The sequence below is a fragment of the Variovorax sp. Root473 genome (genome assembly GCF_001426505.1).
Taxonomy (GTDB): Bacteria; Pseudomonadota; Gammaproteobacteria; order Burkholderiales; family Burkholderiaceae_C; genus Variovorax.
The window spans coordinates 16,519-41,459 of sequence record NZ_LMEV01000017.1; the positions used below are offsets into that span (position 1 = coordinate 16,519).

Annotated in this window: 26 protein-coding genes and 1 pseudogene; 11 read left to right on the plus strand and 16 right to left on the minus strand. The window is 67.8% G+C overall.

The window, feature by feature from the left end; genetic code table 11:
- Nucleotides 1–25: 25 nt before the first annotated feature.
- From ASD34_RS13285 to ASD34_RS13340, 12 genes are all read right to left on the minus strand, one after another.
- Nucleotides 26–757 (minus strand): ABC transporter ATP-binding protein, encoded by a 732-nt coding sequence (locus tag ASD34_RS13285; RefSeq protein ID WP_056578121.1) that lies wholly within the window; start codon nt 755–757, stop codon nt 26–28.
- On the minus strand, nt 754–2,658 hold the full coding sequence (locus ASD34_RS13290; RefSeq protein WP_056578123.1) for an ABC transporter permease subunit: 1,905 nt from the start codon (nt 2,656–2,658) through the stop codon (nt 754–756). The genes ASD34_RS13285 and ASD34_RS13290 overlap by 4 nt, the downstream gene beginning before the upstream one ends.
- Nucleotides 2,655–3,683 (minus strand): branched-chain amino acid ABC transporter permease, encoded by a 1,029-nt coding sequence (locus ASD34_RS13295; protein ID WP_056578125.1) that lies wholly within the window; start codon nt 3,681–3,683, stop codon nt 2,655–2,657. Before ASD34_RS13295 ends, ASD34_RS13290 begins: the two co-directional genes overlap by 4 nt.
- A 127-nt stretch (nt 3,684–3,810) precedes the next feature.
- The gene (locus tag ASD34_RS13300; RefSeq protein ID WP_056578127.1) at nt 3,811–4,956 is read right to left on the minus strand and encodes an ABC transporter substrate-binding protein; all 1,146 of its coding nucleotides are present in this window, start codon (nt 4,954–4,956) and stop codon (nt 3,811–3,813) included.
- A 53-nt stretch (nt 4,957–5,009) separates the two neighbouring features.
- Nucleotides 5,010–6,104, minus strand: coding sequence for a 1,2-phenylacetyl-CoA epoxidase subunit PaaE (gene paaE, locus ASD34_RS13305; RefSeq protein WP_056578128.1), 1,095 nt, complete (start codon nt 6,102–6,104; stop codon nt 5,010–5,012).
- A 10-nt stretch (nt 6,105–6,114) separates the two neighbouring features.
- Nucleotides 6,115–6,642 (minus strand): 1,2-phenylacetyl-CoA epoxidase subunit PaaD, encoded by a 528-nt coding sequence (gene paaD, locus ASD34_RS13310; RefSeq protein WP_056578131.1) that lies wholly within the window; start codon nt 6,640–6,642, stop codon nt 6,115–6,117.
- On the minus strand, nt 6,639–7,418 hold the full coding sequence (gene paaC, locus ASD34_RS13315) for a 1,2-phenylacetyl-CoA epoxidase subunit PaaC (protein ID WP_056582309.1): 780 nt from the start codon (nt 7,416–7,418) through the stop codon (nt 6,639–6,641). The genes paaD and paaC overlap by 4 nt, the downstream gene beginning before the upstream one ends.
- A 14-nt stretch (nt 7,419–7,432) precedes the next feature.
- Nucleotides 7,433–7,729, minus strand: coding sequence for a 1,2-phenylacetyl-CoA epoxidase subunit PaaB (paaB, locus tag ASD34_RS13320; RefSeq protein WP_056578133.1), 297 nt, complete (start codon nt 7,727–7,729; stop codon nt 7,433–7,435).
- Nucleotides 7,726–8,739, minus strand: a complete 1,014-nt coding sequence (gene paaA, locus ASD34_RS13325) for a 1,2-phenylacetyl-CoA epoxidase subunit PaaA (protein WP_056578135.1) — start codon at nt 8,737–8,739, stop codon at nt 7,726–7,728. Before paaA ends, paaB begins: the two co-directional genes overlap by 4 nt.
- 39 nt (nt 8,740–8,778) lie before the next feature.
- The gene (gene paaK / locus ASD34_RS13330; RefSeq protein ID WP_056578137.1) at nt 8,779–10,089 is read right to left on the minus strand and encodes a phenylacetate--CoA ligase PaaK; all 1,311 of its coding nucleotides are present in this window, start codon (nt 10,087–10,089) and stop codon (nt 8,779–8,781) included.
- A gap of 13 nt (nt 10,090–10,102) precedes the next feature.
- A complete protein-coding gene (gene paaI / locus ASD34_RS13335; RefSeq protein WP_056578139.1) occupies nt 10,103–10,549 on the minus strand; it encodes a hydroxyphenylacetyl-CoA thioesterase PaaI in 447 nt (148 codons plus the stop codon).
- A 1-nt stretch (nt 10,550) separates the two neighbouring features.
- A complete protein-coding gene (locus tag ASD34_RS13340; protein ID WP_056578141.1) occupies nt 10,551–11,354 on the minus strand; it encodes an enoyl-CoA hydratase-related protein in 804 nt (267 codons plus the stop codon).
- Between the two features lie 149 nt (nt 11,355–11,503).
- Here ASD34_RS13340 and ASD34_RS13345 point away from each other — a divergent pair, with 149 nt between their 5' ends.
- Both ASD34_RS13345 and ASD34_RS13350 read left to right on the plus strand, forming a co-directional pair.
- Nucleotides 11,504–12,106, plus strand: coding sequence for a phenylacetic acid degradation protein PaaY (locus ASD34_RS13345; RefSeq protein WP_056578143.1), 603 nt, complete (start codon nt 11,504–11,506; stop codon nt 12,104–12,106).
- A gap of 71 nt (nt 12,107–12,177) precedes the next feature.
- A complete protein-coding gene (locus ASD34_RS13350; protein ID WP_056578145.1) occupies nt 12,178–12,813 on the plus strand; it encodes a TetR/AcrR family transcriptional regulator in 636 nt (211 codons plus the stop codon).
- Here ASD34_RS13350 and ASD34_RS13355 read toward each other — a convergent pair.
- Genes ASD34_RS13355 through ASD34_RS13370 form a run of 4 tightly spaced genes read right to left on the minus strand, consistent with a single transcriptional unit; the run spans nt 12,797 to nt 16,857 of the window.
- Complete coding sequence (locus ASD34_RS13355) at nt 12,797–13,834, minus strand: VWA domain-containing protein (RefSeq protein WP_056578148.1); 1,038 nt, start codon at nt 13,832–13,834, stop codon at nt 12,797–12,799. The two genes, ASD34_RS13350 and ASD34_RS13355, sit on opposite strands and share 17 nt — an antisense overlap.
- The gene (locus ASD34_RS13360; RefSeq protein WP_056578150.1) at nt 13,831–14,826 is read right to left on the minus strand and encodes a DUF58 domain-containing protein; all 996 of its coding nucleotides are present in this window, start codon (nt 14,824–14,826) and stop codon (nt 13,831–13,833) included. The genes ASD34_RS13355 and ASD34_RS13360 overlap by 4 nt, the downstream gene beginning before the upstream one ends.
- Nucleotides 14,807–15,832, minus strand: a complete 1,026-nt coding sequence (locus tag ASD34_RS13365) for an AAA family ATPase (protein ID WP_056578153.1) — start codon at nt 15,830–15,832, stop codon at nt 14,807–14,809. Before ASD34_RS13365 ends, ASD34_RS13360 begins: the two co-directional genes overlap by 20 nt.
- A 20-nt stretch (nt 15,833–15,852) precedes the next feature.
- Nucleotides 15,853–16,857: a S1C family serine protease gene (locus tag ASD34_RS13370; RefSeq protein ID WP_056578154.1), complete on the minus strand. Its 1,005-nt coding sequence runs from the start codon at nt 16,855–16,857 to the stop codon at nt 15,853–15,855.
- A gap of 88 nt (nt 16,858–16,945) precedes the next feature.
- Here ASD34_RS13370 and ASD34_RS13375 point away from each other — a divergent pair, with 88 nt between their 5' ends.
- The 9 genes and pseudogenes from ASD34_RS13375 to ASD34_RS13410 all read left to right on the plus strand — a co-directional run bounded on the left by ASD34_RS13375 (nt 16,946) and on the right by ASD34_RS13410 (nt 24,922).
- On the plus strand, nt 16,946–17,806 hold the full coding sequence (locus ASD34_RS13375; protein WP_056578156.1) for a TatD family hydrolase: 861 nt from the start codon (nt 16,946–16,948) through the stop codon (nt 17,804–17,806).
- A gap of 131 nt (nt 17,807–17,937) precedes the next feature.
- On the plus strand, nt 17,938–18,423 hold the full coding sequence (locus tag ASD34_RS13380; RefSeq protein ID WP_056578158.1) for a hypothetical protein: 486 nt from the start codon (nt 17,938–17,940) through the stop codon (nt 18,421–18,423).
- Between the two features lie 104 nt (nt 18,424–18,527).
- Nucleotides 18,528–19,070: a DNA-deoxyinosine glycosylase gene (locus ASD34_RS13385; protein WP_056578160.1), complete on the plus strand. Its 543-nt coding sequence runs from the start codon at nt 18,528–18,530 to the stop codon at nt 19,068–19,070.
- Nucleotides 19,070–19,846 (plus strand): hypothetical protein, encoded by a 777-nt coding sequence (locus ASD34_RS13390; RefSeq protein ID WP_056578161.1) that lies wholly within the window; start codon nt 19,070–19,072, stop codon nt 19,844–19,846. Before ASD34_RS13385 ends, ASD34_RS13390 begins: the two co-directional genes overlap by 1 nt.
- An 18-nt stretch (nt 19,847–19,864) precedes the next feature.
- Nucleotides 19,865–21,655 carry a GspE/PulE family protein gene (locus tag ASD34_RS13395; protein WP_056578164.1) on the plus strand — a complete coding sequence of 597 codons (1,791 nt, stop codon included), beginning with the start codon at nt 19,865–19,867 and terminating at the stop codon, nt 21,653–21,655.
- Between the two features lie 134 nt (nt 21,656–21,789).
- Nucleotides 21,790–22,278 carry a tripartite tricarboxylate transporter TctB family protein gene (locus ASD34_RS13400; protein WP_056578166.1) on the plus strand — a complete coding sequence of 163 codons (489 nt, stop codon included), beginning with the start codon at nt 21,790–21,792 and terminating at the stop codon, nt 22,276–22,278.
- Between the two features lie 19 nt (nt 22,279–22,297).
- A partial coding sequence (locus ASD34_RS28225; RefSeq protein ID WP_235510062.1) for a tripartite tricarboxylate transporter permease occupies nt 22,298–22,585 on the plus strand: 288 nt, incomplete at its 3' end.
- A 3-nt stretch (nt 22,586–22,588) separates the two neighbouring features.
- Nucleotides 22,589–23,747, plus strand: a pseudogene (locus ASD34_RS13405) (tripartite tricarboxylate transporter permease); the annotation flags it as partial.
- Between the two features lie 203 nt (nt 23,748–23,950).
- Nucleotides 23,951–24,922: a tripartite tricarboxylate transporter substrate binding protein gene (locus tag ASD34_RS13410; protein WP_056578168.1), complete on the plus strand. Its 972-nt coding sequence runs from the start codon at nt 23,951–23,953 to the stop codon at nt 24,920–24,922.
- Nucleotides 24,923–24,941: the final 19 nt, after the last annotated feature.

The window sequence follows — 24,941 nt, forward strand, 5'->3', positions numbered from 1 at the left end:
GCGCGGAGCGCGCGCTGCACGGGGGTCATTGCTTGTTGCCGATGCCCAGGTAGGTATCGATGATTCGCTGGTCGTGCAGCAGATCGCCGGCGTTGCCTTCGAGCGCCACCGCGCCCATCTCGAGCACGTAGGCGCGGTCGGCCACCTGCAGGGCGGCGCGGGCGTTCTGTTCCACCAGCAGTACCGACACGCCGTGCTTGCGCAGCTGCGACACCACGCGCAGCACCTCGCGCACCACCAGCGGGGCCAGGCCGAGTGAGGGCTCGTCGAGCATCAGCAGGCGCGGGCGTGCCATGAGGGCGCGGCCGATGGCCAGCATCTGGCGCTCGCCACCCGAGAGCGTGGAGGCCATCTGCGGACGACGTTCCTTCAGGCGCGGAAAGATCTCGAAGATCTCGTCCATGCGCGCGCGCTGGTCGCGTTGGCCCTTGCGCCACTGGTAGAAGCCGCCGAGCAGCAGGTTGTCTTCGACCGACATCTCGCCGAACAGCTCGCGCCGCTCGGGCACCAGCGCCACGCCGCGCGCGACCATGATCTCGACGCCGGGGCGCGCGATGCGCGCGCCGTCGAGCGACAGCTTGCCGGTCGACTGCAGCAGGCCCATGGCCGCGCACAGCAGCGTGGTCTTGCCCGCGCCGTTGGGGCCGATGACGGTGACGATCTCGCCTTCGTTCACGTGCAGGTGCACGCTGTGCACCGCTTCCACGGTGCGGTAGGCGACGCAGAAGTCTTCCAGTTGGAGGATGGGGTGGCTCATGACTTGGCGTCTTCCAGCAGTTCGTCGTCGGCGCCACCGAGGTAGGCCTCGAGCACGCGCGGGTTGGCCTGCACTTCGGCCGGCGTGCCGGTGGCGATCACGGTGCCGAACTCCAGCACGGTGATGCGGTCGGCGAGGTTCATCACGAACTCCATGTCGTGCTCCACCACGAGGATGCCCAGGCCTTCGGCGCGCAACTGCCCGAGCAGCTCGGAGAGCGCGCGCTTTTCAAGATGGCGCAGGCCGGCGGCGGGTTCGTCCAGCAGCAGCACCGAGGGCTGGCCGGCGAGCGCACGCGCGATCTCGACCACGCGCTGCTGCCCCAGCGAGAGCGACGCGGCCGGCGTGTCGGCATGCGCGCCGAGGCCGCAGCGCTCGATCTGCTTGCGCGCCTCAGCCATCAATGCGGCTTCTTCGGCGCGGTCCAGCCGCAGCATGGCTGCGAGCCAGCCGCGCCTGGCGCGCAGGTGCGCGCCGAGCGCCACGTTCTCGACCACGCTGCGCTGCCCCAGCAGGCGCACGTGCTGGAAGGTGCGGCCCAGGCCGTGCGCCGCGAAGGCGCGCGAGGGGCGGCCCGACATGACGTCGCCTTCGAGCCGCACGTCGCCGGAGGTCGGATCGTCCACGCCCGAGATCATGTTGAAGAAGGTGCTCTTGCCGGCGCCGTTGGGGCCGATCAGTGCGTGGATCTCGCCGGCCTTCAGCGTCATCGAGATGTCGTTGTTGGCGATGAGGCCACCGAAGCGCTTGCTGACCGCATCAGCCTGCAACAGCATCGTGCCCGCCGCCGGCAGCACGCGCTGCGCGAGCTGCGCTGCCGGGGCCGTCGATGAACCGGCCGCGGGCGCCCTCGCCACTGGCCGCACCCAGCGGCTCACCAGCCGTGCCAGCGTGGGCCACAAGCCGTCGGCAAAGCGCTGCAGCACGAACAGCATCAGCAGGCCGAACACCACCACTTCGAAGTTGCCGCTGGTGCCCAGCAGCGCGGGCAGGATGTCCTGCAGCTTCTCCTTCAGCAGCGTGATCAGCGTGGCGCCGAGCACCGCGCCCCACAGGTGGCCCGCGCCGCCGACCACCGCCATGAACAGCATCTCGATGCCGATGTTCAGGTTGAAGGGCGTCGGGTTCACGAAGCGCTGCATGTGCGCGTAGAGCCAGCCCGACACCGCCGCCAAGAGTGCGGCCAGCACGAACAACTTGATGCGGTGGCGCGCCGTGTCGACGCCCATCGACTCGGCCATGAGCCGGCCGCCCTTGAGCGCGCGGATGGCGCGGCCCTCGCGCGAGTCGAGCAGGTTGTGCAACGCCCACAGCGCCAGCAGCAGCACGGCCCAGATCACCACGCCGAGCGCGCGCGGCGAGGCCAGCGAGATGCCTGCGATCACCAGCGGCGGCACGCCCGTGATGCCGGTCTGGCCGCCCAGGAACTCCATGTTGCCGAGCAGGAAGTACAGGCTCAGGCCCCAGGCGATGGTGCACAGCGGCAGGTAGTGGCCCGACAGCTTCAGCGTGACCGCGCCGAGCGCCCAGGCCAGCGCGAAGGTCAGCACCAGCCCGAGCAGCAGGCCCAGCCACGGCACCAGCGCCGAGCCCGCGATGCCGCCGAGCCAGCCTGCGGCCGTGGGCGACGTGCAGATCCACGCGGTGGCATACGCCCCCATGCCGACGAACGCGGCCTGGCCGAAGGAGGTCATGCCGCCCACGCCGGTCAGCATGACCAGACCGGCGGCCACCAGCGCATAGAGGCCGATGTTGCTCAGCACCGCGACCGTGAAGTCGGGCAGCCAGCCCCAGGCCAGCGCGAGTGCGACGATGCACGCCAGCGTGAGCACGCGCGGTGTGACCAGCGGACGGCCCGTGTGCACGGCGGTGGTGGACGATGAAGTCGACGGCGCGCTCATTCCTCGTCCTCCACGTGGTGGCTGCGCAGCGAACGCCACCACAGCACCGGAATGATCAAGGTGAAGACCAGCACTTCCTTGTACGCGCTGGCCCAGAACGAAGAGAAGGCCTCCAGCAGGCCGACCAGCAGCGCGCCCGCGAGTGCCAGGGGGTAGCTTGCGAGCCCGCCGACGATGGCGGCCACGAAGCCCTTCAGGCCGATGAGAAAACCGGTGTCGTAGTAGACCGTGGTGATCGGCGCGATCAGCAGGCCCGACACCGCGCCGATGAGCGCCGCGAGCGCAAAGCTCAGGTCGCCCGACAGCTCGGTGGGAATGCCCGAGAGCCGCGCGCCCACGCGGTTGATGGCCGTGGCGCGCAGCGCCTTGCCGACCATGGAGCGGCCGAAGAACCAGAACATCGCGATCACGAGCAGCAAGGTAACGCCCACCACCACGAGCGACTGTCCGCTCACGGGGATGCCGCCGATGTCGAAGCGCACGTCGGAGAACGGCGTGGTGCGCGAACCTTCGGCACCGAAGAAGAACAGGCCCAGGCCGACCAGCACGCCGTGCAGCGCGACCGAGACGATCAGCAGCATCAGCACCGTGGCATCGGCCAGCGGGCGATACGCCAGGCGATAGAGCAGCGGCCCCAGCGGCGCGATCAGCACCAGCGTGGTGATCGCCTGCAGGGTCATCGAGGTGGGCTTGAGGCCCAGCACCAGCACCGCGGCGAGGGCCGGGAAGGCGACGCACCATGTGAAGGCCGAGCGCCAGTCGATCGTCGCGCCGCGCTTCCAGCGCCACACCTCGACCACCAGCGCCATGACGCCCAGCGCCACCAGCAGCCACAGCGTGGCCGGTGTGCGACCGCCCTGCAGCGCCGCCATCGAGAGCGCACCGAAGGCGACGAACTCGCCCTGCGGAATGAAGATCACGCGCGTGACCGAAAACACCAGCACCAGCGCGAGCGCCATCAGTCCGTAGACCGCGCCGTTCACGATGCCGTCCTGCCCCAGCAACAGGGCAATCTGCAAGTCCATATGAAAACCTTCGGGCGGGGCCCGTGACTCAGTTCAGGAACACCGAGGAACCGGCCCTCGCCGGACCTCTGGTGTCGACCCCGTCAGGGGAAAGAAGCGGCACGCGGTGCGCGCAGCCTGGGCGAGCTCAGGGCTGGTACTTCCAGGCGCCGTTCTCGATCTTCACCATCACGCGCGCGCGTTGATCGAGGCCCAGGTGATCGGCCGCCGTCATGTTGAACACGCCGTGCGCGCCCGACACTTCCTTGGTCTGCTCCAGCGCATCGCGCAGTGCGGCGCGGAACTCGGGCGTGCCCGGCTGGGCCTTCTTCAGCGCGACCGGCACGGCCGAGCTCATCAGGAGGCCCGCGTCCCAGGCGTGCGCGCCGAAGGTCGACACCGTGCCCTTGCCGTAGGCGGCTTCATAGGCGGCGACGTACGCGAGCGCGGACTTCTTCACCGGGTTGCTGGCGGGCAACTGGTCGGCCACGAGCACCGGACCAGCGGGCAGGAAGGTGCCGTCCACGTCCTTGCCGCCCACGCGCAGGAAGTCGGCGTTGGCCACGCCGTGCGTCTGGTACATCTTGCCGGTGTAGCCGCGCTCCTTGAGTGTCTTCTGCGGCAGCGCGGCCGGCGTGCCGGAGCCGGCGACCAGCACCGCGTCGGGCTTGGCCGACATGAGCTTCAGGGCCTGGCCGGTGACCGAGGTGTCCGAGCGCGCATAGCGTTCGTTGGCCACGATCTTGATCTTCTTCAGCTCGGCGGCCTTCGCGAACTCTTGCGACCAGCCTTCGCCGTACGCGTCGGAGAAACCGATGAAACCCACGGTCTTCACGCCGTTGGCGGCCATGTGCTCGGCGATGGCCAGCGACATCATGATGTCGTTCTGCGGCGTCTTGAAGACCCACTTCTTCTTGGCGTCCATCGGCTCGATGATGCGCGCCGAGGCGGCCACCGAGATCATCGGCGTCTGTGCTTCGCTGGCCACGTCGATCATCGCGAGCGAAGCCGGCGTGGTGGTCGATCCCAGGATCACGTCGACCTTGTTCTCGGCGATCAGCTTGCGCGTGTTGTTCACGGCGGCCGTGGTGTCGGAGGCATCGTCCAGCACGATGTAGTTGATCTTCTGCCCGCCGATGGTCTTGGGCATCAGCGAGATGGTGTTCTTCTCGGGGATGCCGAGCGAAGCCGCCGGTCCGGTGGCCGAGATGGTCACGCCGACGTTGACGTCGGCCCAGGCCGAGAGGGCCGTGGCGCACAGGGCGGTGATCAGCAGGGGCTTGAAGAATGTCATGGTTGGTTTGTCTCCGGGTTGAAAGGGGAAAGGCCGAGGGAAAAGCCGTGCGCTCAACGCTCGTCGAAAGACAGCGTGACGCGTTCGGTCAGGGGGTGGGCCTGGCAAGTCAGCACGAATCCCGCGGCCACTTCATTCTTGTCGAGTGCAAAGTTTCTTTCCATGCGGACTTCCCCGTCCACGCACTTCGCGCGGCAGGTGCCACACACGCCCGAGGTGCACGAGAACGGCACTTCGAGCCCGGCCGCCGACGCTGCGTCGAGGATGCTGGGCTGGCCCTCGGTGTAGGTGATCTCGCGTTGCAGGCCGTCGCGCACGATGGTCACGCGCGCCTGCTTGGCATCGCCCGGCTGCGCCTCGTGCACCACCGCGCCGACCTGGCTGGCCGAGGTGGCCGACGGCAGCGCGACGCCGAAGCGCTCGATGTGGATGCGGTCTTCGGGCACACCCGCGGCCAGCAGCGCGGCCTCGGCCTCGTCGTTCATCTGGAACGGGCCGCACACGTACACGTGGTCGATCTGCGCGGCGGGCACCACCGAGGCCAGGAACTCGCCGATCTTCTCGCGGTTCATCACGCCGAAGCCCAGTGGCGAATCGGTGTGCTCGTCGGAGAACACATGCTGCAGCACGAGGCGCGTCATGTAGCGGTTCTTCAGGTCCTCGATCTCTTCCTTGAACATCGTGGACTGCAGCTGGCGGTTGCCGTAGATCAGCGTGAAGCGGCTGTGCGGTTCGCGCGCGAGCACGGTCTTCATGATCGACAGGATGGGTGTGATGCCGCTGCCGCCCGCGATGCCCACGTGGTGGCGCGCAGAGGCCGGCTCGATCGGTACGAAGAAGCGGCCTTGCGGTGCCATCACCTGCAGGCTGTCGCCGGGTTGCAGGTGGGCGTTGATCCAGTTGGAGAACACGCCGCCGCGCACCTTGCGCACGCCGACGCGCAGCTCGCCGTCGTCGATGCCGGCGCAGATCGAATAGGAGCGGCGCAGGTCCTGGCCGTCGATGTCATGGCGCAGCGTGAGGTATTGGCCCTGCGTGAAGCCGAAGACTTGCTGCAGGTCGGTCGGCACCTCGAACGAGACGATGACGGCCTCGTGCGTGTCGGGCTCGATGGCCTTCACGCGCAGGGGGTGGAAGAGGGTGCTCATCGTGAGAGTCTCAGATTGGCTTGAAGTGTTCGAAAGGCTCGCGGCAGGCCATGCAGCGGTACAGGGCCTTGCAGGCCGTCGAGCCGAAGGCCGAGAGCCGTTCGGTGCGCTCGCTGGCGCAGCGCGGGCAGGCGATGCGCTCGCCGGCCATGCGGCCGAAGAGCTTGATCGGCACGGCGGTGGTGGAGGCCTGCTCGGGCGTGAGATGGGCCGGCGGCGCGATGCCGTAGGCCTTGAGCTTGTCGCGGCCTTCGTCGCTGATCCAGTCGCTGGTCCAGGCGGGTGCGCGGCGCAGCGTGGCGCGCGCGCGGCCCAGGCCGGCGGTCTCGATGGCGGCCAGCACATCGTGCTCGATGGCTTCGGTGGCGGGACAGCCGGAGTAGGTCGGCGTGAGCACGACTTCCAGGCCGTCGTCGTGCTCGATCACCTCGCGCACGATGCCCAGGTCGCAGACCGACACGGCCGGCACCTCGGGGTCGGGCACGGTGTGCAGCACGGCCCAGGCCGCATCGACACGCGACGCCACTTCGGTGGTCACCACACGCCTCCGGGGAAGCTGCGCTGCAGGTGTTGCATCTCGGCCAGGATGTAGCCCATGTGCTCGCTGTGCACGCCCTGCTTGCCGGTGCTGCGGAAGGCAGCTTCCTTCGGCATCGCGAGGCCGGCCGCATCGAGCACCTGCTGCATCTCTGCGAGCCAGGGTTCGCGCAGTTCGCTCCACGCCGGGCCGAGGCCGCTGGCGCTGGCCTGTGCATCGACGTCGTCGCTGTCGAACAGCTCGGGCACGTAGAGCCACAGCTGCTTGAGCGCCTTCTCGGTGCGGCGGCGCGATTCGTCGGTGCCGTCGCCCAGTCGCACGACCCAGTCGGCCGAGTGCTGCTGGTGGTAGCGCGCTTCCTTCAGCGCCTTGCCGGCGATGGCGGCCACCTCGGCGTCGCTCGATGCGGACAGGCGCTGCCACAGCAGCTTGAGCAGCGTGGCGACCATGGTGTTGCGCAGCACGGCAAAGGCGAAGTCGCCGCGCGGCAGCTCGACCAGCGTGAGGTTGAAGTAGTCGCGCTCGTCGCGCAGGTAGGCGAGCTGGTCTTCGTCGTGCGCGCGGTCCGCGCCTTCGAGCTGGCCGGCGTGCGTGAGCACCGCGCGGGCCTGGCCGACGAGGTCGAGCGCGATGTTGGCCATCGCGATGTCTTCTTCGAGCACCGGTGCGTGGCCGCACCATTCGCCCAGGCGCTGCGCGAGCACCAGGCAGGTGTCGCCGATGCGCAGCAGGTAGTGCACGGCGGGCGTGCGGTTCAGTTCGATCGAGGCTTGCATGGCGTGCCGCTCGCTCACATGTGGTCCACGGACTTGGGCAGCGCGTAGAAGGTGGGATGGCGGTAGACCTTGTCTTCGGCCGGGTCGAAGAACATGTCCTTGTCGCCCGGGTCGCTGGCCACGATCTGGTCGGAGCGCACCACCCAGATGCTGCTGCCTTCCTGGCGGCGCGTGTAGACGTCGCGCGCCATCTGGATGGCCATCTTCGGGTCGACGGCGTGCAGGCTGCCGCAGTGCTTGTGATCGAGGCCTGCCTTGCTGCGCACGAACACTTCCCACAGGGGCCACTCTTGCTTCACTTCGGTGCTCATGCTGCTTCCTTGATTGGTTGTTGCTTGTTGGCGTGGGCGAGGGCGGCTTCGCGCACCCAGGCCCCGTCGTCCCAGGCGTCCACGCGGGCCTGCAGGCGTTCGCGGTTGCAGGGGCCGTCGCCGGCGATCACGCGCCAGAACTCGCTCCAGTCGATGACGCCGAAGTCGTGCGCCTGGCGCTCCTCGTTCCACTTCAGGTCGGGGTCGGGCAGCGTCACGCCGAGGATTGCGGCCTGTTCGACCGTGGCGTCGATGAACTTCTGGCGCAGCTCGTCGTTGCTGAAGCGCTTGATGCCCCAGCGCATCGACTGCGCGGAGTTGGGCGACTGGTCGTCGGGCGGGCCGAACATCATGATCGAGGGCCACCACCAGCGGTTGACGGCGTCCTGCACCATGGCCTTCTGCGCGTCGGTGCCCTGCTTCATCATCGTCAGCAGGGCCTCGTAGCCCTGGCGCTGGTGAAAGCTTTCTTCGCGGCAGATGCGGATCATGGCGCGCGCATACGGTGCGTACGAGCAGCGGCAGATTGGCACCTGGTTCATGATGGCCGCGCCATCGACCAGCCAGCCGATGGTGCCCATGTCGGCCCAGGTCAGCGTGGGGTAGTTGAAGATCGAGCTGTACTTGGCCTTGCCGCTGTGCAGCGCGTCGAACATCTGGTCGCGCGAGGTGCCCAGCGTTTCAGCCGCCGCGTACAGGTAGAGGCCGTGGCCGCCTTCGTCCTGCACCTTGGCCAGCAGGATGGCCTTGCGCTTGAGCGTGGGCGCGCGGCTGATCCAGTTGCCCTCGGGCAGCATGCCCACGATTTCGGAGTGCGCGTGCTGGCTGATCTGGCGCACCAGCGTCTTGCGGTAGTGCTCGGGCATCCAGTCTTTCGCCTCGATGAAGTCGCCCGCGTCGATGCGGGCGTCGAAACGTTCCTCGAGACGCATCTCGTCGGCGGAGCGCACGGCCTTTTGCTTGCCGTCGCCTGCGTCCTTGCCCATCGTGTCCATGGCCTGGGTGTACATGTGCGTGTCCTTTCGGTGCGGTGTGGGGGCGCGGGCGGTTCAGCGCGGGCGCGTGTCGACGACGCGCCGGGCCTTGCCGGTCTGCGTGCGTTCCATTTCGTCGGGGCCGTGCACGACCACGCGGGTGGAGATGCCGATGAGCGTCTTCACGCGGTGTTGCACCCAGCCGGAGATGGCGTTGCGGTCGGCCGCGGCGGCTTCGTGCGGCGTGAGTTCGCAGTGCACCTCGACCTGGTCGAGCAGGCCTTCGCGGCTCACGCGCACCTGGTACAGGCCGGTGAGCGCGCTGTGCGCAAGCACGATCTCTTCCACCTGCGTGGGGAAGACGTTCACGCCGCGGATGATCATCATGTCGTCGCTGCGCCCGACGATCTTGCCCATGCGGCGGAACGCGCGCGAGGTGGGCGGCAGCAGGCGCGTGAGGTCGCGCGTGCGGTAACGCACGATGGGCATCGCCTCCTTGCTCAGCGAGGTGAAGACGAGTTCGCCTTCTTCGCCATCGGCTTTCAGCTCGCCCGTTTCCGGATCGATGATCTCGGGGTAGAAGTGGTCTTCCCAGATGACGGGGCCATCCTTGCTCTCGACGCATTCGCTCGCCACGCCGGGGCCCATCACTTCGGAGAGACCGTAGATGTCGACCGCGTCGATGCCGGCCTTGGTCTCGATGTCGCGGCGCATGGCCTCGGTCCACGGCTCGGCGCCGAAGATGCCGAGCTTGAGCGAGCTGTCTTTGGCATCGAGGCCCTGGCGCTCGAACTGCTCGATGATCACCTGCATGTAGCTGGGCGTGACCATGATGATGTCCGGCTTGAAGTCCTGAATGAGCTGGACCTGCTTCTCGGTCTGGCCGCCCGACATCGGGATGACGGTGCAGCCCGCGCGTTCGGCGCCGTAGTGCGCACCCAGGCCGCCGGTGAAGAGGCCGTAGCCGTAGGCGACGTGGATCATGTCGCCGGGCCGCCCGCCTGCCGCGCGGATGGAGCGCGCGACCAGGTCGGCCCAGGTGTCGATGTCGTTCTTCGTGTAGCCCACCACGGTCGGCTTGCCGGTGGTGCCCGACGACGCGTGGATGCGCGCGACCTGCGTGCGCGGCACGGCGAACATGCCGAAGGGGTAGTTGTCGCGCAGGTCGGTCTTCACCGTGAACGGGAACTTCGACAGGTCGGCCAGCGACTTCAGGTCGTCGGGGTGCACGCCCTTCGCATCGAAGGCCTGGCGGTAGTGCGGCACGTTGTCGTAGGCGTTGCGCAGTGTGGCGCGCAGCCGCGTGAGCTGCAGCGCGGCAATCTCGTCGCGGCTGGCGGTTTCGATCGGGTCGAGGTCGCCGGGGGCGGGGCGTTTGACGGTCATGGTGTGTGTCTCCTCAGGCGGCGGGTACGGCGGGCCGGCCCTTGGCGGTGTAGGAGCGGCCGCGGAACATCGCGATGCGCTCGCCGCGCTGGTTGGTGATTTCGGTGTCGTACACGCCGGTGCGACCGGCCTTCGACACTTCGAAGCAGCGCGCGGTGAGCACGTCGCCCTCGCGCGCCGGCGCGAGGAAGTCGATGGCGAAGCCCGAGGCCACGGTCAGCTCGTTGTACGAGTTGCAGGCGAAGGCGAAAGTGGAATCGGCCAGCGTGGCCATGAAGCCGCCGTGGCAGATGGCGTGGCCGTTGAGCATGTCGGGGCGCACGCGCATCTCGAGCGTGGCCTGGCCGGGGCCGACCTCCACGATGCGCATGCCCAGGCCCTTGCTGGCGTTGTCGTTCGCGAACATGCCGTCGCGCACGAACTCGGCGGTCTGCTGCGGGGTGCGGGAAGCGTCGGTCATCTCAGCGGTCCTTGAACACCGGGGCGCGCTTGGCGCGGAAAGCCTCGACACCTTCGCGGTAGTCGTCGGCATGGCCCATGTCGCGTTGGATGCGCGCTTCCTCGGCAAGTGCCGCGCCCAGGTCGAGGTTCTGTGCAGCGGCCATGGCCTCGCGGGTGGCGACCAGCGCGCGCGTGGGCATGCCGGCCAGGCGCGCGGCCAGCGCGGCGGCGGTGTCGGCCAAGGCCGTGTCGTCCACGCACTGCCAGATGAGGCCGATGCGCGCGGCGTCCTCGGCGGGCAGCTTGTCGCCCAGCATCGCGATGCCCAGCGCGCGGGCCGGGCCCACGAGCCGCGGCAGCAGCCAGGTGCCGCCGGTGTCGGGCACGAGGCCGATCTTGGTGAAGGCCTGGATGAAGCTGGCCGAGCGGCCGGCCACGACGAGGTCGCAGCACAGCGCGAGGTTGGCGCCCGCGCCGGCCGCCACGCCGTTGACGGCGGCAACCACCGGCACCGGCATCGAGCGCAGGCGCGCGACGAGCGGGCCGTAGTAAGTAGAGATGACGTTGCCCAGGTCCTTGGGCGCGGCACCCGGCGTGGGGTCGGGCGCGACCGACGGGTCGGCCAGGTCCTGCCCCGCGCAGAAGGCGCGGCCGGCGCCGGTGAGCACCACGCAGCGCACGCTGCTGTCGGCGGCCGCGGCTTCGAGCGCGGCCAGCAACTCGGCGTGCAGCCCGGTCGTGAAGCTGTTGAGCGCCGCGGGGCGGTTCAGGCACAGCGTGCGGACGGCGCCGGCGTTGCTGATGAGTACCAAAGGCTCAGTCATGCGTGTCTCTTTCATCCTTTGTGGGGACGGCTCGGTGCGTAAACACTATTGACCGACCGTTCGGTTGATTTTAGGATCGACCTCGATTCCGGCACAAGCGGGGTGCATTCAGGGCAAACCCTGAGACTCGCAAAAAACAAGGAGACCGAATGCCCAGCTATTCCATCGACGGCGTGATTCCTGTCGTCGACCCGAGCGCCTACGTGCATCCCACGGCCGTGCTGATCGGCGACGTGATCGTCGGCCCGCACTGTTATGTGGGGCCCTGCGCCAGCCTGCGCGGCGACTTCGGCCGCATCGTGCTGCAGGAGGGCTCGAACGTGCAGGACCACTGCTGCATCCACGGCTTTCCCGACAACGACACGGTGGTGGAGGTCAATGGCCACATCGGCCACGGCGCGATCCTGCACAGCTGCATCGTGCGGCGCGACGCGCTCGTCGGCATGAATGCCGTGGTGATGGACGAGGCCGAGGTGGGCGAGCAAGCCATCGTCGCGGCCTGCGCCTTTGTGCCCGCCGGCATGAAGGTGCCCGCGCGTTCGCTCGCGGCGGGCATCCCGGCCAAGGTACGGCGCGAGCTCAGCGACGCAGAGATTGCCTGGAAGCTCGAGGGCACGCACACCTACCAGGCGCTGACGGTGCGCAGCCTGGCCAGCCTGCACGAGGTGGCGCCCCTGGCCGAGGTCGAAAAAGACCGGCCGCGCCTGCCGGTCACCGACGTGAAATCCCTGATCGCGACCCGCCGCGGGTAGCCCTGCGGCTTCATGCAAGATCGAGCCTGCTGCACGCCAGCAACCGACAGACAACCCAGGAAGAAGACCCGATGCCGCGTGGAAGATCCGCCACCTACGACGATCAGCGCGAACTGATCCTTGCGCAGGCCGCCCAGCTGTTCGCCCGCCGTGGCTACCCCGCGACCTCGATGAACCAGGTCGCCGAGGCCTGCAACCTCTCGAAGGCCACGCTCTACCACTACTACAAGGACAAGAGCAGCCTGCTCATCAGCATCGCCCAGACGCACGTCTCGAAGCTGGCGGCGCTGGTGGCCGAGGAAGAGGCCCAGCCGTCCACCGACGAAGAACGCCTGCGCCGCTTCATCTATCGCATCGTCGAGGAGTACGCCGGCGCGCAGGACGCGCACCGCGTGCTGACCGACGACGTGCGCTTTCTCGAAGAGGAAGACCGCGAGCGCGTGCTCGACCAGGAGCGTGCCGTGGTCGCGGGCTTTGCGCGCGCCGTGTCGGCACTGCGCCCCGGCGCGCCGAGCGACGAGCTCGCCAAGCCGCTGACCATGCTGCTGTTCGGCATGATCAACTGGATGTTCACCTGGATGAAGCCCGGCGGCCGGCTCGACCACGCAGCCATTGCGCCGATCGTGGCCGACCTGTTCCTGGGCGGCGTGGGGGCGGTGAAGCTGCCGCCTGCTGCACCCTCGCAGAGCGCTAAAGAATCCGGTTGAACCAGAGCAGCGACAGCCCCGCCGACAGCAGGGTGAGCACCGCGGCGGCCAGCGCGAACAGCGCCGACACCTCGGTCTCCTTCTTCTCGACGGTGAGCTTGGAGCTCAGCGTTTCGTAGACTTTCTTCAGGTCGCTCGCGGTACCGGCGTAGAAGTATTCGGCGCTGGTCTTGTTGGCGATGGCCTTGAGCGTGTCTTCGTCCAGCCGCACGCGCATCGACCAGCCTTCGAAGCCGATGGTCTCGCCGTCGACCGTGCCCACGCCCACCGTGTAGATGCGCACGCCGCGGTCGGCCGCGGCCTTGGCGGCATCGAGCGGGTCGACGCCCGTGGTGCGCTGGCCGTCGGTCAGCATGATCACCGCGGCCGAAGTGAACGAGCCGGGTGCCACGGGCGTGAACTCCTTGAGCTGTTTTTCGTTCTGGTCGATCGGAATGCCGCGCTGGCGGCTCGGCGCACTGAATTGCGAGATGTCGATGCCCGCGTCGGGAAACAGCGTGGCCAGCGACACCACGATGGCATTGCCCGTGGCCGTGGCGCGCTGCAGCTGGAAGCTGTCGATGGCCGTGACGAGGTCGTCGTGGTTGGTGGTGGGCAGCTGCGCCACCTGCGCGCTGCCCGCAAACGCGACGATGCCCACCTTCACGTGGCGCGGCAGGTCCTTGATGAAGCTCTTGGCCGCCTCCTGCGCCGCCACGAGGCGGTTGGGCTGCACGTCGGCCGCGCGCATGCTGCCCGACACGTCCATCGCCAGGATGATGGTCTGCTGGTTCGACGGCAGCACCACCACGGCCATCGGCCGGGCCGCAGCCACGAGCATCGCCGCCATGGCCACCAGGAACAGCAGCGGCGGAATGTGGCGCCGCAGGCTCTGGCCCGGGCCCATGGCCTCGCGCACGATCGACAGGCTGGCGTAGCGCACCGCCATCTTCTTCTTGCGGCGGATCAGCCAGACATACAGCAGCACCAGCAGCGGCAAGGCCGCCAGCAGCCAGAGGAATTGAGGCCAGAGGAATGTCATGCCGCCACCATCGCCTTCCCGCCACGCGCTGCAACCCCGCGAACCCGGCGCTTGCGCAGGTCGGCGAATCGCACGATGGCTTCGACCAGGTCGTCGCTGGTCGAGAGTTCGAGGGCGTCGACGCCGGCCCGGGCCAGCGTGTCGCGCAGCGTGGTTTCGCGCTCGGCGGCCAGCCGCGCGAAGCGTTGGCGGAACCCCGCGTCATGGGTGTCGACCCACAGCTGCTCGCCGGTCTCGGCGTCGCGCAGCGGCACCAGGCCGAGGTCGGGCAGCTCGAGTTCGAGCGGATCGAACAGGCGCACGGCAATCACTTCGTGCCGCTGCACCAGCTGGCCCAGCGGCCGCTCCCAGCCGGGCTCGCTGAGAAAGTCGGACACCACGAACACGGTGGAGCGGCGCGGCATCAGCGAGGCGGCGGAGGCCAGCAGGTCCGACAGCCGCGTCATGCCTTTCTGCGTGGGTGCAGCCTCGGCCTGGTTCGCGCGCTTCTCCATTGCGTGCAACAGGTGCAACACATGGCGCCGTCCGGTGCGCGGCGGAATCACGGCCTCGAGGTCGCGGCCGTAGACCAGCGCGCCGACGCGGTTGCCGTGCCGCGTGAGCAGCCGCGCGAGCACGCCGACGAAGCCGGCCGAGATCTCGCGCTTGGCCTTCAGGCCCGAGCCGAAGTCGACCGAGCGGCTCAGGTCGAGCACGAACCAGGCGGACATCTCGCGATCTTCGGTGAACACGCGCACGTGCGGCGTCTGCAGCCGCGCGGTGACGTTCCAGTCGATGTGGCGCACGTCGTCGTGGTGCTGGTACTCGCGCAGGTCGGCCAGGTCGAGGCCGCTGCCGCGCATCAGCGTGCGGTAGTCGCCCTGCAGCAGGCCGTCGAGGCGGCGGATCACGGTCCATTCGAGCCGGCGCAGCGCGCGTTCGGCCCCGCCGGCTTGGAGCGCGAGCCGGTCGTCGTTCGCGGCCTCGGGAGCCTTACGCCACCAGCTTTTCATGTTCGAGTGGTTTGGGAGGGGCGGGGACGGCCTTCATGATCTTCTCGATCAGCCCGTCGGGCGTGAGCCCTTCGGACAGGCCTTCGTAGGACAGCGTCACGCGGTGGCGCAGCACGTCGGGCACCAGCGCGCTCATGTCTTCGGGCAGCGCGTAGCTGCGGCCGCGCAGCAGCGCCAGGGCGCGCGCGCCTTCGGTGAGGCTGATGCTCGCGCGCGGGCTGGCGCCGAAGGTGATGAAGCGGCGCAGGTCTTTCAGGCCGTGCTTCTCGGGCGTGCGCGTGGCCGACACCAGCTTCACGGCGTACTGGATCAGCGAGGGGTCGACGTACACGCGCCGCGCCTCGGCCTGCAGCTCGGCCAGCTGTTCGGTGGTGGCGACCGGCGTGGCCGAGACGGCCGGGCCGATCACGCGCTGCACGATCACGAACTCTTCTTCATCGGTCGGGTAGTCGACCATCACCTTCATCATGAAGCGATCGACCTGCGCCTCGGGCAGCGGGTAGGTGCCCTCGGTCTCGATGGGGTTCTGCGTGGCCATCACGAGAAAGGGGCGCGGCACCTTGTGCGTCTCGCCGGCGATGGTGACCTGGCGCTCCTGCATCACCTCGAGCAGCGCGCTCTGCACCTTGGCCGGCGCGCGGTTGATTTCGTCGGCCAGCAGCAGGTTGGCGAACACCGGGCCCAGCGAGGTGCTGAACTCGCCCGTCTTCTGGTTGTAGATGCGCGTGCCCACCAGGTCGGCCGGCACGAGGTCGGGCGTGAACTGGATGCGCTTGAACTGGCCGCGCACGGTGTCGGCCAGCGTCTTGATGGTGAGCGTCTTGGCCAGTCCGGGCACGCCCTCGACCAGCAGGTGTCCGCCCGCGAGCATCGCGACCATCACGCGCTCGAGAAAGCGGTCCTGGCCCACGACCACGCGCTTCACCTCATAGAGGATCTGCTCCATCAGCTCGGCGGTGGCGGGAGCCGTGGAAAAGGTCGAGGAGATCGGGTTTTCTGTGCTCATGCGAAGGGCTTTCGAGGAAATCAGAAAGGCGGCGAGCCGGCTGCGGAGGCAGCGTTCTCGATCGGCACCGCGAAGCCGATGCCGATGAAGGTGCGCTGCTGCGTCGGGTTGAGGATGGCGGTGACGATGCCGAGCACCTCGCCGTCCATGTTGATGAGCGGTCCGCCCGAGTTGCCGGGGTTGGCGGCGGCGTCGAACTGGATCAGGTTGCCCAGCTCCTGCTTGCCCTCGGGCGAACGGAAGGAGCGCTTCAGGCCCGACACCACGCCCGCCGACACCGACGGCCCGATGCCGAACGGAAAGCCCACGGCGGCGACCTGGTCGCCGGAGCGCAGGTCGGCGGTCGAGCGCATCACGGCGGGAATCAGGTCATCGGGAATCTTCTGCGCCTGCAGCACCGCAAGGTCGTTCTCGGGCTGCACGCCGGTGATGACGGCGGTGGCTTCGAGGCCGTCGGAGAAGGTGACCTTGATCTTCTCGGCGCCAGCGACCACGTGCAGGTTGGTGAGGATCACGCCCTTGTCGACGATCACCACGCCCGTGCCCACGCCGCGCTCGACCTCGCCGGGCGCGGCACCGTCGAGCGGCGCCTCGGGCGGCTTGCCCTTGGCCATGTTGCGGCCGCGCTTCTGGGTCCTGGCTTCGGGCGTGGCCTTCTCGGGGCCGTAGCCGACCACGCGCACCACGGAGGGCCGCACGATGTCGGCCGCCTTGGCGGCGGGCGAGGGCAGGGTGTTGGTCTGCAGCGTGCGCAGGACGGCAGCGTCGATGTCTTTCTGCGTGAGCGCCTTGGCGCCGTGGCGCGGTGCCCAGTAGGCGCCGCCGGCGGTGATGGCGATGCAGCTGACGGTGAGCAGGGCAAAGGCGCGGCGCCCGGGTTGCCAGTGCGCGCGCACCGGCGGTGGTGTGGCTTGCACGGCATCGGCCCCGGCCACAGCCTCGGCATCCGCCGGCGACCCGGCCGCCGGTTCTGCGGCCGGTGGCAGCGTGCGGGGCGAGCGGCTGTAGAAAGCGGGCCTGCGCATCGGAGCACCTCCGGCAAAAAAGACGCGTGAAGGAGTTCACAGTAGCACGCTTTCCGCGCCTGTGCATCCCTTCGGGCATCATTGTGCGATGGCTGCATTTGTCGATACCCACTGTCACCTCGATGCGCCCGAATTCGGTGCGGAGATGCCGGCGATCCGCGCCCGCGCCGCCGAGCGGGGCGTGGTGCTGTGCGTCATTCCCGCCGTGGCCGCCTTCAATTTCGCCACCGTGCGCGAACTCGCCCACAGGCAGGGCGACGCCTACGCACTGGGCATCCACCCGCTGCGCACGGGCGACGCGAGCGACGCCGACCTGCAGACGCTCGACGCCGAACTGCACGCACGCCGCGACGACCCGCGCCTGGTGGCGGTCGGCGAGATCGGGCTCGACTACTTCGTCGAAGGCCTGGACCCCGACAAACAGGAACGCTTCTTTCACACTCAGTTGCAACTGGCACGCAAGCATGGACTGCCGGTGCTCCTCCATGTGCGGCGCTCGGTCGACAAGGTCCTCAAGCATTTGCGCCAGACCGCGGGCGCGCGGCCATGGCATGGCATCGCGCACGCGTTCAATGGCAGTGAACAGCAGGCCAACGCCTGCATCGAACTCGGGCTCAAGCTGGGCTTCGGCGGCGCCGTGACCTTCGAGCGCGCGCTGCAACTGCGCCGCCTTGCATCCACGCTGCCGATGGACGCGTTGGTCATGGAAACCGACGCACCCGACATCCAGCCGCACTGGCTCTACCGCACGCAGGCGCAGCGCGATGCGGGCGAAGCGCAGGGCCGCAACGAACCCGGCGAGCTGCCGCGCATCGCCGAAGTGGTGGCGCAGTTGCGCGGCATCGACACCGCGTCGCTGGCCGGAAACACCACCCGCAATGCGGTCGCGGCGCTGCCGAAGCTCCAAAGTCTGCTGAACGTGTCGGAGGGGTGTCTGCCCGCTGCGTAGGTCAAGTTCCCGAGTTGCGCCAGCGCAGGCCATCGGGCCATTTTTGCTGTCATCCTTGAAGTTCGAAGTGGCGTTGGTTGCTCAGTGGCACTGTCGTCACTCCGCTAGTTCACTCAAAAAAGGAGTCTTTCATGACCACATCTTTTGTTCGCACCCTGCCCGTCGCGCTGGCCCTGGCGCTGGCCTCCATCGGTGTGTCGGCCGTCGCGCAGACCACCGCGGCCGAGCCCACGACCACCGAGAAGGTGAAGGAAGCCGGCAAGGACGCCGTCGACGCGACCGCACGCGGCACCGAGAAGGCCTGGGACGCCACCAAGAGCACCACCAAGAAGGCCGTGAACGCCACCGAGAACGGCGCCGAGAAGGCCTGGGATGCCACCAAGAGCGGCACCAAGAAGGCAGCCAACGCCACCGAGCGCGGCACCAAGAAGGCCTGGAACGCAACGAAGAAAACGACCAAGAAGGCGACCAACGCCACCAAGAACGTGGCCGCCAAGACGGGCGACGCTGTTGAGAATGCCGGCCACAAGACGGCCGACGGCATGCGCAGCACCGGCAAGGCGATCGGCGAGAAGGTGCCGGGCACGGCCGAGCACGACGCCGCGAAGAAGCCGTAAATTCACGCGCCGGGCTTGGGCCCGTGCTTGAAGAAAGAACCCGCCTCGGCGGGTTTTTTCATGGGCGTTCATGCACGCCGTGCGGCAATGCCAAGATACCGCCCATGAAACCAACCGCCGCCCCGTCCTCGACCGTTGCTGGCGCCACTGCCGGCTCGGTGCTGACCGGCCTTGCGCCCCTTGTCTCGTCGAACACGCGTGTGCTCATTCTCGGCAGCTTCCCGGGCGTCAAGTCGCTCGCGCAGCAGCAGTACTATGCGCATCCCCAAAATCAGTTCTGGAAGATCTTGCAAGCCCTCTGGCCCGACCCTGCGCTTCCAGGCGCCGACAGCTACCGCGCGCGCTGCGCATGGCTGCTCGATCGCGGCCTCGGCGTGTGGGACGTGTATGGCGCCTGCGAGCGCGAGGGCAGCCTCGACACGGCGATCCGCTCGCCCGTGGTGAACGATATCGCCGGACTGCAACTGCCCAAGCTCGCGGCCATCGCCCACAACGGCGGCGAGAGTTTCAAGCACGCACGCCACACGCGCACCCTCGGGGTGCCGGTTTATTCATTGCCGTCCACCAGCCCCGCCAACGCGTCATGGTCCTTCGAGCGCAAGCTCGCGGCCTGGCGCGAGGTCTTCGTCGCTCACCACCTTCTCTGATGGCTTCATCCTCCAAGAAAAACCTCGTTCTCCCCGAAGTCAATTTTTCCGACTGGGGCGACATCCGCTACCTGCACCTGGGCACCGAGTGGGTCCAGGGCTCGATGAAGCTCGATGCGCCGTTCGAGATCGAGCTCGAGTACGTGCAGCGCATGATGGCCTGGCTGCTGTTCGTCGACGGCAAGGGCGTGGGCAGCCGCCACGCGATGCAGCTCGGTCTGGGCGCGGCCACGCTCACCAAGTTCAGCCGCAAGACGCTGCGCATGCGAACCACCGCCATCGAGCTGAACCCGCAGGTGGTGTCGGCCTGCCGCGGCTGGTTCAAGCTGCCGGCCGACGACCTGAAGCTGCGCGTGGTGATCGCCGATGCGGCCGAGGAAATCCGCAAGCCCGACTGGCACGGCACGGTCGATGCGCTGCAGGTCGACCTGTACGACCACGAAGCCGCCGCGCCGGTGCTCGACAGCGAAGACTTCTATGCCGACTGCCGCGCGCTGCTCACCGAAGACGGCTGCATGACCGTCAACCTGTTCGGCCGCTCGTCGAGCTACGAGCGCAGCCTCGAGAAAATCGCGGCCGCCTTCGGTGCCGATGCAGTGTGGGCCTTCAAGCCGACGCGCGAAGGCAACACGGTGGTGCTGGCCCAGCGCACGCCCTCGCGACCGAAGCGCGAGGTGCTTGCCGAGCGCGCCCAAACCATCCAGACTCGCTGGGGCCTGCCCGCGCCGAAGTGGCTGCGGGTCTTCAAGCCGATGACGCTTTCCCTCACCACCTGATCACCTGACCTCCGGTTCATGAGCGCTGTACCCGCCGCTGCTTCCGCCCCCGCCGCCCGCCACGAAGGGCCGCTCGACCTGCGTCGCCTGATCGAATGGCTCGCCACCGACGGCGTGATCTCGCCGATGGAAGCCAAGCGCACCATCGCGCGTTGCGCCCAGGCCGAGAGCCGGCAGGCGCCGCTGGTGCGCCTGGCCAATGTCGCCATGACGCGCGAGGCCGACGGCAAGCCGCTCGACCTCGAAGCGCTCGCGCAATGGCTCGCCGGCCGCGCCGGCCTGAGCTACCTGCGCATCGATCCGCTCAAGGTCGACGTGGGCAAGGTGGCCGACACCATGAGCGCAGCCTACGCCGAGCGCCACAAGGTGCTGCCGGTGCAGGTGCTGCCCAACGAAGTGGTGGTGGCGACGGCCGAGCCGTTTCTTACCGACTGGATCGCCGAGGTCGAGCGCCAGTCGAAGCGCACCGTGCGCCGCGTGGTGGCCAACCCGTCGGACATCCAGCGCTACACGGCCGAATTCTTTGCGCTCGCCAAGTCCGTGCGCGCCGCGCAGAAGGCCGGCGGCAACACCGGCGGCGCAAGCTTCGAGCAGCTGGTCGAGCTCGGCAAGAGCAACAAGCAGCTCGACGCCAACGACCAGAGCGTGGTGCAGGTGGTCGATTGGCTGTGGCAGTACGCCTTCGACCAGCGCGCCAGCGACATCCACCTGGAGCCGCGCCGCGAGCAGGGGGTGATCCGCTTTCGCATCGACGGCATCCTGCATCCCGCCTACCAGATGCCCATGGGCGTGATGAATGCAATGGTCGCGCGCATCAAGCTGCTGGGCCGCATGGACGTCGTCGAAAAGCGCCGCCCGCTCGACGGTCGCATCAAGACCCGCAACATGCGCGGCGACGAAATCGAAATGCGTTTGTCGACCTTGCCGACGGCCTTCGGCGAGAAGATGGTGATGCGTATCTTCGACCCCGACACCGCGGTGAAGGACCTCGACGCACTGGGCTTCGCGCAGCACGACGCGCAGCGCTGGGAGCAACTCGTCACGCGGCCCAACGGCATCATCCTGGTGACCGGGCCCACGGGCTCGGGCAAGACCACCACGCTGTATTCCACGCTCAAGCGCGTGGCGACCGAAGAGGTCAATGTGAGCACGGTCGAAGACCCGATCGAAATGATCGAGCCCTCGTTCAACCAGACGCAGGTGCAGCCGCAGCTGGACTTCGGTTTCACCGAGGGCTTGCGCGCGCTGATGCGCCAGGACCCGGACATCATCATGGTCGGCGAGATCCGCGACCTCGCCACCGCCGAGATGGCGGTGCAGGCCGCGCTCACGGGCCACCTCGTGTTCAGCACGCTGCACACCAACGATGCGCCGAGTGCCATCACGCGGATGATGGAACTGGGCGTGCCTTCGTACCTCATCACCGCCGTGATGCTGGGCGTGCTCGCGCAGCGCCTGGTGCGCACGCTGTGCCCGCATTGCAAGCAGCCCGACGACGCGGTCACGCGCGAAAGCCTCGAGGCCATCGTCAAGCCGTGGCAGATCACCGGCCCGGTGCGCGCCTACAAGCCCGTGGGCTGCGTCGATTGCCGCATGACCGGCTACATGGGCCGCATGGGCCTGTACGAACTGCTGAGCGTGACCGAGCCTTTCAAGGACAAGGTCACCAAGGAACCCAACCTCACGGGCCTGCGGCGCCAGGCCGTGATCGACGGCATGCGGCCGCTGCGTCTTGCCGGCGCGTTGCGCGTGGCCGAGGGTGTGACGACCATCGAAGAAGTGCTCAGCGCGACGCCTCCGCTCGAGTAGAGACCCATGCCCCCGCGCGACGGGGCATGAGTCATTTCGGGTTATCCCTAGGACTTCGGTTAGTGGAATCCACATCAGGCTGACCGGAGGCTGACTCGACAATCCCGCATCGAAATTGTTCGAGGAGACTGTTCGTGAAAATCAAAAGTCAGAAAGACTTTTTCTCGGGACTGATGTTCACCGTCGTGGGCGTGGCGTTCGCATGGGGCGCCACCACCTACAGCGTGGGCAGCGGCGCCCGCATGGGTCCGGGGTACTTCCCGTTGATGCTCGGCATCCTGATGGCCTTCATCGGCCTGGGGATCATGTTCAGCGGCCTGACCGTTGAAACGACCGACGGCGAAAAGATCGGCAAGTGGGCCTGGAAGCAGGTGGTGTTCATCCTGGGTGCCAACCTCGCCTTCGGCGTGTTGCTGGGCGGCCTGCCGAGCATCGGCATTCCGGCCATGGGCATGATCATCGCGATCTACGCGCTCGTGATCATCTCGAGCCTCGCCGGTCACGAGTTCAAGCTGCCCACTGTGCTGGTGCTGGCCACCATCCTGGCCATTGGCAGCTACGTCGCGTTCATCTGGGCGCTGAAGCTCCAGATCCAGGTCTGGCCGACCTTCATCACCGGTTGAGAAGAAAGCTGCTCACACCATGGAACTGTTTGAACACCTCTCGCTGGGTTTTGGCGTTGCCTTTACCTTCACCAACCTGCTGTACTGCCTGGTTGGCTGCATTCTGGGCACGCTGATCGGCGTGCTGCCGGGCATCGGTCCGGTCGCGACCATCGCGATGCTGCTGCCCGCCACGTACGCACTGCCGCCTGTGTCGGCGCTGATCATGCTGGCCGGTATCTACTACGGCGCGCAATACGGCGGTTCGACCACCGCGATTCTGGTGAACCTGCCGGGCGAATCGTCGTCGGTGGTGACCGTGATCGACNNNCTTCGCGGGTTGCGTCGGCACGCTGATTCTTGCCGCCTTCGCACCGCCGCTGACCGAGCTGGCCTTCAAGTTCGGCCCCGCCGAATACTTCTCGCTGATGATCCTGGGCCTCATCGGCGCCGTGGTGCTGGCGTCGGGTTCGCTGCTCAAGGCGATCGCGATGATCGTGCTGGGCCTGCTGCTGGGCCTGGTCGGCACCGACGTGAACTCGGGCGTCGCGCGCTTCAGCTTCGACGTGCCTGAACTCACCGACGGCATCGGCTTCGTGGCCATCGCCATGGGCGTGTTCGGCTACGGCGAAATCATTGCCAACCTGTCGCGTCCCGACGAAGAGCGCGAAGTCTTCACCGCCAAGGTCTCGGGCCTGTTCCCGACCAAGGAAGACTTCAAGCGCATGCTGCCCGCCGTGCTGCGCGGCACTGCGCTGGGTTCGTCGCTGGGCATCCTGCCGGGCGGCGGCGCGCTGCTGTCGGCCTTCGCGGCCTACACCATCGAGAAGAAGACCAAGCTGCATCCGGGCGAAGTGCCCTTCGGCAAGGGCAACATCCGCGGTGTGGCTGCGCCTGAAGCTGCCAACAACGCCGGCGCGCAGACCTCCTTCATTCCGCTGCTGACGCTGGGCATTCCGCCCAACGCTGTGATGGCGCTGATGGTCGGTGCGATGACGATCCACAACATCCAGCCGGGTCCGCAGGTGATGACCAGCAACCCCGAGCTGTTCTGGGGCCTGATCGCCTCGATGTGGCTCGGCAACGCGATGCTGGTGATCCTGAACCTGCCGCTGATCGGCATGTGGATCAAGCTGCTGTCGGTGCCCTACAAGTTCCTGTTCCCGGCGATCGTGCTGTTCTGCGCCATCGGCGTGTACTCGACCAACAACAACACCTGGGACATCTGGATGGTGGGTGTGTTCGGTTTTGTGGGCTACACCTTCTTCAAGCTCGGCTGCGAACCCGCGCCATTGCTGCTGGGCTTCATCCTGGGCCCGATGATGGAAGAGAACCTGCGCCGTTCGCTGCTGCTGTCGCGTGGCGACTGGAGCGTGTTCGTCACGCGCCCGATCTCGGCCGGCCTGCTGATCGCCGCAGCGCTGCTGCTGATCATCGTGCTGCTGCCTGCGGTGAAGTCCAAGCGCGAAGAGGCCTTCGTCGAAGACTGATCGACGGCCTTTGCCTCCACGTACAAGCGGCGCCTTCGGGCGCCGTTTGTCGTTGGGGCTTCGCAGCAGCACCATTGATGCACTCAATTCATATATCTATCCGATAAATCCATTTCCCTTTTCAATGGCCCGCGTGTCCAATCCTGCGGCTACGTCGGCCAAGGCGCGCCCTCGACACACCACCTCGGGACACAATGAAATCCATGAAACGAACCACCCGTATCGCGCTCGCCGCAGCCGTGCTGGTGCTGGCCGCGGTGCCTGCCCTGGCTCAGACTTATCCGAACCGTCCGATCCGACTCATCGTGCCGTTCCCGGCGTCGGGTGCCACCGACCTCTTCGCCCGCACGCTGGGGCAGAAGATGGGCGAGAAGCTCGGCACCACGCTGGTGGTCGACAACAAGCCCGGCGCGGGCGGCGCGATCGGCTCCGACCTCGCGGCCAAGGCGCCGCCCGACGGCTACACGCTGCTGCTCGCGACCACGAGCACGCACGCCATCGGTCCCGCCATCACGCCCAGGCTGCCCTATGACACGGTGCGCGACTTCGCGCCCATCGCCCACGTGGGCGACGCGCCGAGCATCATGCTGGTGCCGGTCAACGCGCCCGCCAAGACGGTGCGTGAGTGGATCGACCACGCGAAGAAGAACCCCGGCAAGCTCAACTACGCGTCGAGCGGCAACGGCACCATCGTGCAGCTCACGGCCGAGCTGTTCAAGGCGCAGGCCGGCGTGTTCGTCACGCACATTCCCTACCGCGGAACGGCGCTCGCAGTGCCTGACCTCATCAGCGGCAAGGTCGACGTGCTGTTCGATTCGCTGCCCACCGGCATGCCGCACGTGCGCGACGGCCGCCTGCGCGCACTGGGCGTCACCTCGCTCAAGCGCAGCCCGCTCGCGCCCGAGCTGCCGCCCATCGCCGACACGCTGCCGGGCTTCGAGTCGAACACCTGGTTCGGCTTCTACGGTCCGAAGGGGCTGCCGGCCGACATCGTGGCGCGCGTGAACAAGGCCGCCAACGAGGCGCTGGCCGATCCGGAGCTGAAGGACAAGCTCGCCCGCCTGGGCATCGAGCCGGCGAACGCGGGCACGCCCGAGCAGTTCGCAAAGATGGTGGCCGTTGATGCCGCCAAATGGAAAAAGATCGTCGTCGATCGCAAGATCACCAACGACTAACGAGAGCAGAGAGCACGCC

Excerpts from the sequence above, each read along its gene's own strand:
- paaI (WP_056578139.1), bottom strand. The coding sequence starts at position 10,549 with ATGACCGACGCTTCCCGCACCCCGCAGCAGACCGCCGAGTTCGTGCGC.
- ASD34_RS13340 (WP_056578141.1), bottom strand. The coding sequence starts at position 11,354 with ATGACTGAGCCTTTGGTACTCATCAGCAACGCCGGCGCCGTCCGCACG.
- paaB (WP_056578133.1), bottom strand. The coding sequence starts at position 7,729 with ATGAGCACCGAAGTGAAGCAAGAGTGGCCCCTGTGGGAAGTGTTCGTG.
- ASD34_RS13350 (WP_056578145.1), top strand. The coding sequence starts at position 12,178 with ATGCCGCGTGGAAGATCCGCCACCTACGACGATCAGCGCGAACTGATC.
- ASD34_RS13300 (WP_056578127.1), bottom strand. The coding sequence starts at position 4,956 with ATGACATTCTTCAAGCCCCTGCTGATCACCGCCCTGTGCGCCACGGCC.
- ASD34_RS13285 (WP_056578121.1), bottom strand. The coding sequence starts at position 757 with ATGAGCCACCCCATCCTCCAACTGGAAGACTTCTGCGTCGCCTACCGC.
- ASD34_RS13395 (WP_056578164.1), top strand. The coding sequence starts at position 19,865 with ATGAGCGCTGTACCCGCCGCTGCTTCCGCCCCCGCCGCCCGCCACGAA.
- ASD34_RS13355 (WP_056578148.1), bottom strand. The coding sequence starts at position 13,834 with ATGACATTCCTCTGGCCTCAATTCCTCTGGCTGCTGGCGGCCTTGCCG.
- paaA (WP_056578135.1), bottom strand. The coding sequence starts at position 8,739 with ATGTACACCCAGGCCATGGACACGATGGGCAAGGACGCAGGCGACGGC.
- ASD34_RS13380 (WP_056578158.1), top strand. The coding sequence starts at position 17,938 with ATGACCACATCTTTTGTTCGCACCCTGCCCGTCGCGCTGGCCCTGGCG.
- ASD34_RS13370 (WP_056578154.1), bottom strand. The coding sequence starts at position 16,857 with ATGCGCAGGCCCGCTTTCTACAGCCGCTCGCCCCGCACGCTGCCACCG.
- ASD34_RS13365 (WP_056578153.1), bottom strand. The coding sequence starts at position 15,832 with ATGAGCACAGAAAACCCGATCTCCTCGACCTTTTCCACGGCTCCCGCC.
- ASD34_RS13360 (WP_056578150.1), bottom strand. The coding sequence starts at position 14,826 with ATGAAAAGCTGGTGGCGTAAGGCTCCCGAGGCCGCGAACGACGACCGG.
- ASD34_RS13345 (WP_056578143.1), top strand. The coding sequence starts at position 11,504 with ATGCCCAGCTATTCCATCGACGGCGTGATTCCTGTCGTCGACCCGAGC.
- paaE (WP_056578128.1), bottom strand. The coding sequence starts at position 6,104 with ATGAGCACCCTCTTCCACCCCCTGCGCGTGAAGGCCATCGAGCCCGAC.
- ASD34_RS13410 (WP_056578168.1), top strand. The coding sequence starts at position 23,951 with ATGAAACGAACCACCCGTATCGCGCTCGCCGCAGCCGTGCTGGTGCTG.
- ASD34_RS13290 (WP_056578123.1), bottom strand. The coding sequence starts at position 2,658 with ATGAGCGCGCCGTCGACTTCATCGTCCACCACCGCCGTGCACACGGGC.
- paaK (WP_056578137.1), bottom strand. The coding sequence starts at position 10,089 with ATGACCGTCAAACGCCCCGCCCCCGGCGACCTCGACCCGATCGAAACC.
- ASD34_RS13295 (WP_056578125.1), bottom strand. The coding sequence starts at position 3,683 with ATGGACTTGCAGATTGCCCTGTTGCTGGGGCAGGACGGCATCGTGAAC.
- ASD34_RS13385 (WP_056578160.1), top strand. The coding sequence starts at position 18,528 with ATGAAACCAACCGCCGCCCCGTCCTCGACCGTTGCTGGCGCCACTGCC.
- paaC (WP_056582309.1), bottom strand. The coding sequence starts at position 7,418 with ATGCAAGCCTCGATCGAACTGAACCGCACGCCCGCCGTGCACTACCTG.
- ASD34_RS13375 (WP_056578156.1), top strand. The coding sequence starts at position 16,946 with ATGGCTGCATTTGTCGATACCCACTGTCACCTCGATGCGCCCGAATTC.
- ASD34_RS13390 (WP_056578161.1), top strand. The coding sequence starts at position 19,070 with ATGGCTTCATCCTCCAAGAAAAACCTCGTTCTCCCCGAAGTCAATTTT.